The sequence below is a fragment of the Aeromonas sp. QDB25 genome, from assembly GCF_027707725.1.
Taxonomy (GTDB): Bacteria; Pseudomonadota; Gammaproteobacteria; order Enterobacterales; family Aeromonadaceae; genus Aeromonas; species Aeromonas caviae.
On sequence record NZ_JAPCIZ010000123.1, the window covers coordinates 1 to 6736 of the forward strand.

A 6736-nucleotide genomic window follows, 5' to 3' on the forward strand; every position below is an offset into this window, starting at 1 on the left:
ATGAAGCAGGAACCCGGTACTGCGCGAGCAGCTATCACCCAGTAATGGGAATCCCCCTCCTGTGACGCGAAGCGCTAAGGTGGGGGAGGATGTCAAACATCAGTGACCAACGTCCACTGGACTTCGTTGGCGATCCTGCGCTTGGTCATGTGGTCATTGAGTGGATTGGCTTCAATCTCACTCGGCCAACCACCCATCAACGGGAACGTCGCTGGTGGGCAGTGACGGATTGGCGCGGCGAGAATCGAGCGCATGTCTGGCAGGGCCCCGTCAGTGCCTGTGGCAGCACCGTCTCCCTGGCGGTGATGCGAGCCTTGGTTGAGGCCACATTTGGTGCGAGTATTGAGCTGGTTTAGCGGCAATGTTCAGCAGGGAGTAAAGCGATGTCGATACGTTATTGCACCCGGTTATTGAGTTTGTGGCTACAAGGCAAGATCACCGGCCACACCGTTATCTATGCGCTACGACAAAAACCTGCTGCCGTGGCAGGGAAGGGAGGAGCGTTCATTTTGAAGGAAAGGCCATGACAGCAATTGTGATAGGAAACGATGGTCCGTTGATCCAAACGACCAACTACTACGACAGTGAGGCGGCCAGTCGTGGTCTTCTTTACGTGTCATGGAATGCCAATGCGGCGCGAGTGCTGGTACCAGATAGCCAGCTGGCCATGGTGGCGGAGATGAAGACCGGAAAAGAGTGCATCGTCTCTGCCGGTCCAACGGAGAGGGGGCTTGCCTACGAATTGCTGTTCGAAGACCACACCGACAGCCCGTTTAGCGTGACCGTGGATATGCGTATGAGTGACCGCCTGATCCCCGCGTCACAGCAGGGCGGCGGGTTTGTGGTTACGGTCTGGACCCGGCACGGGCAGCAGCTCAGCCTACCGGGTCGCTATCGGAAAGTGAAAGCCCTGCCCTGTCTCGCTCCATGGGGAAAGCATTAAGCCTGTGGTTTGTCCCCGGCACTGAGGCGTCCGGCCATCAGTTCCAGTAACTCAGCGTGTTGTTTCTCAGCTGCCTGCAGTTGTCCTGCTATGCGGGCAGCATCAACGGACGCCTTCTGGGCTTCAGTAGTGGCCTCATCGGTGCGTGTCTGCGCGGTGGCCAGTGCCTCCAGTGCCCGTGTCAGCTCACCTGCCATCCTCGCCTTATCTTCCTCGGCGGACTTCGAGAGAGCCGCGTGCTCGCGCTGCGCATTCGACACCTCAAGCTGCAAGCTGGCAACGTGCTCACCACGCTCTTTCGCCACGGCTTGCTGAGCGGCGAGCTGTTCCTCCAGTCTGGTCATCGCTTGCTGGTGGACCAGCACCGCATCGTTGGCTGATTGCTCCCGCGCGGCCAAGCGTTCACGGAGCTGTGCGAGCTCTTCCCCCTGCTGTTCAATCTTGCCAGAGAGTTCCAGTCGCACGCGCTCGGTCTCTGCCTGGGCGTGCTTGGTGTCCGTTTCGTACTGCGACAGGGCAAGCTGCTGCGCCTCCTGGGCGGCGTGGGTGGTCTTCTCGGCGGCGAGGCAACGCTCCTGCAGCTGCGCCAGCTCCAGCGAGAGGGAATACTCGGTCGCCTGTGAGGCGATAAGTTGTTTTTTCAGGGCCTCCAGCTCGGTCTGGGTGCTCTCCTGCTTGGCATCAGCCTCATCCAGGGTGTGAGCCGCATCGGTCAGCTCGGCATTGAGTTGGCTCAGCTCCTCCCTGATCTGCGCGGTCTGCTCCTGGGCGTTGCGCTCGGCAAGCCGCACCGACCGGCCATGAAGATCGGAAATCATGGCGGACAGCTGCTCCGTCATGGTCGTGGTGAAAGCCGTCAGCTCCTCGGAGAGCTCAAGGGGCAGCGCCAGCTTGTCCGCTGCAAGCTGCGTCCCTTCCTTACTGTTCAGGTGATCCTGCCAGACCTTCATCAGACGAGCGGGGTTGCCACTTTTGATCTCCTGACGAAGGCCAAAACCGGTCACGGCACGGCCCTTCTCAAGTAATACGTGACCTGCGTTGATGACCTGTTTATCGGTGACATTGGCTGGACGCATGACTGACCCTCTGAAGGCTTGGAAATTGACAGGGAGAGGGTAGCACAAATCAGAAAAAACTAAACAAACAAACCAAACAAACAAAACAAACTTTAGTTAGTTTGTTTGTTTCGCTTGCCAGATTGACCATAAAGGGTAAACTAATGGTGCGGGACGGGTGGGCCGTTGACTGCAAAAATGAGGGTTTTTCGATGAGCGACCTACAGTTCTACCCAACACCGGCGGCGCTGGCTAAGAAGATGGCGTCCAAGTTCACCCGTCCCATCACCCGCCTGCTTGATCCGTCCGCTGGTACCGGTGATCTGCTGGACGCGGTCGAACAAGTCAAAAGGGTGCGCCGGAGCTCGGACTGTGTCGAGCTGGATCCCGAGCGCCGCGCCGTACTCAAGGACAAGGGCCTGAACATAGTGGGTGCTGATTTCCTCGATATGGAGCCGGTGGCCTGTTATAGCTCGATCATCATGAACCCCCCCTTTGCCGAAGGGGCCCGCCATGTCCTGCACGCTTTTAATTTCCTTTTTTGTGGTGAACTGATCGCGCTGGTCAATGCAACCACCCTCACCAACCCCTACACCGCCGAGAGGAAGTTGCTCTGCAAACTGATTGAGGATCACGGTGGCGATGTTGAGTACGTCGAAGCGGCGTTCCAGACCGACGAGACCGAGCGCAAGACGACGGTAGATTGCGCGATCATCCACCTGGTCAAGAAGAACACCGAGCAGTTCGATTTCATCCGACTGATGGACAAGACCGAGGCAAAGGATGCGTTGGGCAGCGAGCGGGTAGAGCAAGCCCGCGATCTCATGTTGCCGGGGGATGAGCTCAAGAACCGGGTCATAGATTTCACCCAGGCCGTGGAATTTATGAAGGTCCATCGGAAGGCCGAGATGATGGCGGTTCGCTTTAAGCGGCGGTTGGGCAAAGCCATCAACGACACCACAGAGGACACTCAGACCGATTCTGAGAGCGATCTGATTGAGTCGATGCACAAGGACTATCAAGCCCTTAAAGATGCGGCATGGAGCGGCGTGATGCGCAGTTTGCGCGTAACCAACCGGCTCACCAGCGGCGCACAGAAAAAACTGGAGTCCCAGTTTGAGGACATTCGCCGGATCGATTTCACCTTGACCAACATCGAGGGCTTTTTGCTAGGGCTGGTGGAGCAGCAGGGGGATATGCAGATTCAAATGCTGCTGGATTGTTTCGACATCTTCAGTAAGTACCATTTCTGCAACCGGGTACATTACAACGGCTGGAAGTCCAACAGCCGTCATCGTACCCAGGCATTTAAGTTGAACGAAACGCCCGCGCAATCCCACTCCTTTAGGGGCGGGTCAAGCGGGAGGTAAATTGGTTTTGGTCAATGCCTTAGACCGCTGCACGGCCTGTTCGCTCGGCGGGGCGTTTTGCTCCTTGATGTACTGCTTTATCACCTCCAACGTAGCGCCTCCGCACGACACAACGCAATAACTGGGAGACCAAAAATGGTTGCCCCATAGCATCGTCTTTATCTGGCCCCAGAACTCTCGACGCAGCATGTACGAGGACTTTCCTTTTAGCTTGCCAACCAGATTAGAGACTGAAACCTTGGGGTGGATCGCCACCATCAAATGGATATGGTTATGCTCTCCGCTAAACTCCAATAGCTCGCAATCCATCTGTTCACACGTCTCCGCTATGATGGATTTTGTTCGCTCCAGCATCTCTGCCGTAAATACTTCTCGCCGATATTTCGTGACAAAGACTAGGTGTGCATGATTTTTAAAAACACAGCTTCTGCCAGTGCGCCAGTCGTACATTATAACCTCATACTAGATTGACAATGGTGCGTGAATGGTACTAACATTTACCAATGACGACAACTGGCGAGACACAATATGGACAAAGTAATCATCTCATGCTCCGGCGGATGTGGATGCACAGTGACCTTGCGCAGAAGCAAGGTTCAAAAAGCCGATTATTACCTCTGCGAGTCAAGAGAATCAGGGCACCTATGCAGACAAAAACTCCCCCAGTTACAGCCGGGGAAGGTGCGCCGAGTAGAGATGAATGCAGCTGCCCATTTTTGGGGGTACACAGATGAGTTAGCCAGCGCGGAGGATATGGCATCCATCACCCGAGCGCGTGAAATTCTCGCAGCTGGTGTCGCGCAGTTGGCAATTAAGAAAGCGGTCAGATAATGCTCACTGGCATCAAGCTCCGCGCTAATCCGAACGAAGCTCAAAAGCAAACACTGAGTCAGTGGATGGGCTGCGCTCGCGTGATCTGGAATGGAAAGGTGGACGAGGAAAAATACCACCGCACCTATGCCCGTAAATATTGCGCCATTGGCACTTATCCACCGATTGACCAAAAAGCCGCCCAATTTAAATCTCAAGAATTAACGCCATGGTTATCAGACTGCCCCAGTCAAATTCTGCGTAATAGCGCGGTTAACTGGTATCAGACCTATCAGAAGTTCATGAAAGGATTGTGCGGGCGACCTAGGCGCAAAGCAAAGACTGACAAAGGCTCGGTTTATCTCACTCGCGAACTATTCAATTTCGAACATTGCCAGGACGGTAATATCAGGCTATTCATCGGCACCAAGACCAATAATATTGGCTACCTTTCATTCAAGACGCACCGTGAATTCGAGATACCTAATTCGCTCTATGTCAGAAAAGAGCGCGGCCAATATTATGTGTCTTTCTGCTATGAAAACGGCGTGAACGAAACATCGTTGTCCAGCAACGCCGAGCATTTGGCTTTTCTACAGGGGGCTCCTCGTGAGTTTCTGGAACAATACACCATCGGGATCGACCGTGGCGTCGCCATTCCAGCACAGGCAGGCGAGCAGAGTTTCGACTTTTCTGCCAACCAGAAGCACCACCTGAGCAAGGCCGACCGCTACCTCCAGCGACTCCAGCGTAAGCTGGCAAGACAGCAGAAGGGTTCTAACCGCCGCACCAAAACCAAGCGCCGGATCTCTGGTTATCATGGTAAAAAAGGCAATGTCCGCCGCGATTTTAATCATCAAACAAGCAGGGCGTTGGTTAATAGCCATGCCAAGGTTTTCGTGTTTGAGGCACTACGCACTGCGCAAATGACGCGGCGGCCAAATGCCAAGCAAGATGAAGCAGGGCATTTCTTGCCGAATAAAGCCAAACAAAAGGCAGGGCTAAATAAAGCCATTTTGCATTCCGGTTGGCACATGCTAGAAAGTTTCACCAAGTACAAAGCCTACCAAGCAGGAAAGGCGTTTTTTAAAATATCCGCTTCTTACACCAGTCAGGAATGTGCCGTGTGCGGCTACATTCACCCCGCTAACCGCATATCACAGAGTCTTTTTGTGTGCGGCAAGTGCGGCAATACTGACAATGCAGATCACAACGCATCTCTGGTAATAAAAAAGCGGGCTATTACGTTAATTTTGGACTCTGGAACGGAGTTATCAGCAGCGGATGTGTTAACAGCCGCCGCCGATATTGGGCGTGGAGGGAAACGTAAGGCTGGCAGGGTCAAAAGCTCAGTCAGCAGCTCCCAGCGAAGCGTCAAAAAAGAAAAGGGTGCGACTGCTGGTTGCGCTCTTGGAAGCTCGCTGCTTTAGCTGCGAGTAGTTCACGATGAGCCGGATCATTCTACCGGCGTCCAACCGCTCTGACCTTCAGAGTTGGGGCGGGCTCGGTTATTCAGACCTGCAGGCAATGGCCGACATCGACAAGGCGTTTGCCCTGCTCGACGGCAAGCATTTCGAGGCGGTAGATGGTCTTCACCGCTTCTTCTACCACAACCGTAAGGTGGTGAGCGGCGAACGCTTCACTACGGCCTACTTTGATGTCCGGGTCTACGCTTCGGCCGGAACGATCCACCTCTACCCTCGTAACCCGGCTCTGCTCGATAAGCTCAATCGCTATGTGGGCCGCCATCGCAATTGGTTGCCTCACGACGAGCAGGCGGCTAGTCCCGCGTTCTGGGCGCAGTATGAAGCGGCCGACAGGGTAGAGAAGGCAATGATCTTGAAGGGGATCAGTGCTTGGGAGTTGCGCCAGATGGATTGCGATTCAGTCCATGCGCAAGAGACCCGCGAGAAATTTGAAAATGCGCTTACTGTGGCACAAGCAGCGGTCGGGGTGGAGTATTACCCCGAAGGGTTGGCGTACCAGGAAGAACTGTTGCTGATCGCATAACCTCAGTGTCCGGGTCGGAAGCTGGCCAGCAGAAAGGGGCGTTGAGCCCCTTTTACATAACTGCCAATGGATGTTCCAAGGGGATGTTACAGCGCCTCATCATTGACGTCTCTATTCCCCTGAGCAATCTCAATCCCGCATTCCTCGCATGATACCCATCACTGTCTCCTATAAACGAAAAAGCGGTGTATCTGAAAGCCGCCCGGCGAGCGGCTTTGATAAGCACCCAAGCCCACGGAATGGGTGCTCAGGTAGGCCGTTATCGACGCTTCTTGATCTCTTCCGTGGCGTAGATGATGGCGTCGCGCAGGTTGTAGCCCTGTGCGGTGTACTTGGCGATGATCTTCTTCTCCTCCGGATCGGTGGTATGGACGGTCATCGACCGGTCGTCCATGTAGAGGCGCATTACCTGGTAGATGCCCTCATACTGCACCAGCACGGCCTTGTTGCACAATTCCAAAACAGGACGGACTTTCTCCAAGCGCCGATTTCGCTCAGTTGACCTGCTGTCGTACAGGCATACCTAACCCCGTCCTCGTGTGGATAGC

The 6736-nt window shown here is 54.7% G+C and carries 8 protein-coding genes; 5 read left to right on the top strand and 3 right to left on the bottom strand.

Features of this window, described 5'->3' with window-relative positions; all coding sequences use genetic code 11:
- Positions 1-89: 89 nt before the first annotated feature.
- A complete protein-coding gene (locus PG883_RS22090) occupies positions 90-356 on the top strand; it encodes a hypothetical protein (RefSeq protein WP_161507967.1) in 267 nt (88 codons plus the stop codon).
- A 167-nt stretch (positions 357-523) separates the two neighbouring features.
- Entirely contained in the window at positions 524-943 is a 420-nt protein-coding gene (locus PG883_RS22095) for a hypothetical protein (protein WP_161507968.1), read from the top strand.
- Here PG883_RS22095 and PG883_RS22100 read toward each other — a convergent pair.
- Positions 940-2019, bottom strand: a complete 1080-nt coding sequence (locus PG883_RS22100; protein WP_270808205.1) for a DNA-binding protein — start codon at positions 2017-2019, stop codon at positions 940-942. The two genes, PG883_RS22095 and PG883_RS22100, sit on opposite strands and share 4 nt — an antisense overlap.
- Positions 2020-2210: 191 nt before the next feature.
- Here PG883_RS22100 and PG883_RS22105 point away from each other — a divergent pair, with 191 nt between their 5' ends.
- Positions 2211-3368, top strand: coding sequence for a DUF4942 domain-containing protein (locus tag PG883_RS22105; protein WP_270808207.1), 1158 nt, complete (start codon positions 2211-2213; stop codon positions 3366-3368).
- Here PG883_RS22105 and tnpA read toward each other — a convergent pair.
- Entirely contained in the window at positions 3354-3818 is a 465-nt protein-coding gene (tnpA, locus tag PG883_RS22110; protein WP_202155017.1) for an IS200/IS605 family transposase, read from the bottom strand. The genes PG883_RS22105 and tnpA overlap by 15 nt on opposite strands.
- 380 nt (positions 3819-4198) lie before the next feature.
- Between tnpA and PG883_RS22115 the strand changes: the two genes are divergently transcribed.
- Together PG883_RS22115 and PG883_RS22120 are read left to right on the top strand one after the other, a co-directional pair.
- On the top strand, positions 4199-5608 hold the full coding sequence (locus PG883_RS22115) for an RNA-guided endonuclease InsQ/TnpB family protein (RefSeq protein WP_101617946.1): 1410 nt from the start codon (positions 4199-4201) through the stop codon (positions 5606-5608).
- 16 nt (positions 5609-5624) lie between these two features.
- Positions 5625-6188: a DUF4942 domain-containing protein gene (locus PG883_RS22120; protein ID WP_236544940.1), complete on the top strand. Its 564-nt coding sequence runs from the start codon at positions 5625-5627 to the stop codon at positions 6186-6188.
- A gap of 259 nt (positions 6189-6447) precedes the next feature.
- On the opposite strand, the gene PG883_RS22125 is transcribed toward PG883_RS22120, so the two are convergent.
- Complete coding sequence (locus PG883_RS22125; RefSeq protein ID WP_270808210.1) at positions 6448-6669, bottom strand: hypothetical protein; 222 nt, start codon at positions 6667-6669, stop codon at positions 6448-6450.
- Positions 6670-6736 lie beyond the last annotated feature (67 nt).

What these genes read in the sequence shown, in the direction of transcription:
- PG883_RS22105 (WP_270808207.1), top strand. Translation starts at nt 2,211, where the DNA reads ATGAGCGACCTACAGTTCTACCCAACACCGGCGGCGCTGGCTAAGAAG.
- PG883_RS22090 (WP_161507967.1), top strand. Translation starts at nt 90, where the DNA reads ATGTCAAACATCAGTGACCAACGTCCACTGGACTTCGTTGGCGATCCT.
- PG883_RS22095 (WP_161507968.1), top strand. Translation starts at nt 524, where the DNA reads ATGACAGCAATTGTGATAGGAAACGATGGTCCGTTGATCCAAACGACC.
- PG883_RS22100 (WP_270808205.1), bottom strand. Translation starts at nt 2,019, where the DNA reads ATGCGTCCAGCCAATGTCACCGATAAACAGGTCATCAACGCAGGTCAC.
- tnpA (WP_202155017.1), bottom strand. Translation starts at nt 3,818, where the DNA reads ATGTACGACTGGCGCACTGGCAGAAGCTGTGTTTTTAAAAATCATGCA.
- PG883_RS22115 (WP_101617946.1), top strand. Translation starts at nt 4,199, where the DNA reads ATGCTCACTGGCATCAAGCTCCGCGCTAATCCGAACGAAGCTCAAAAG.
- PG883_RS22120 (WP_236544940.1), top strand. Translation starts at nt 5,625, where the DNA reads ATGAGCCGGATCATTCTACCGGCGTCCAACCGCTCTGACCTTCAGAGT.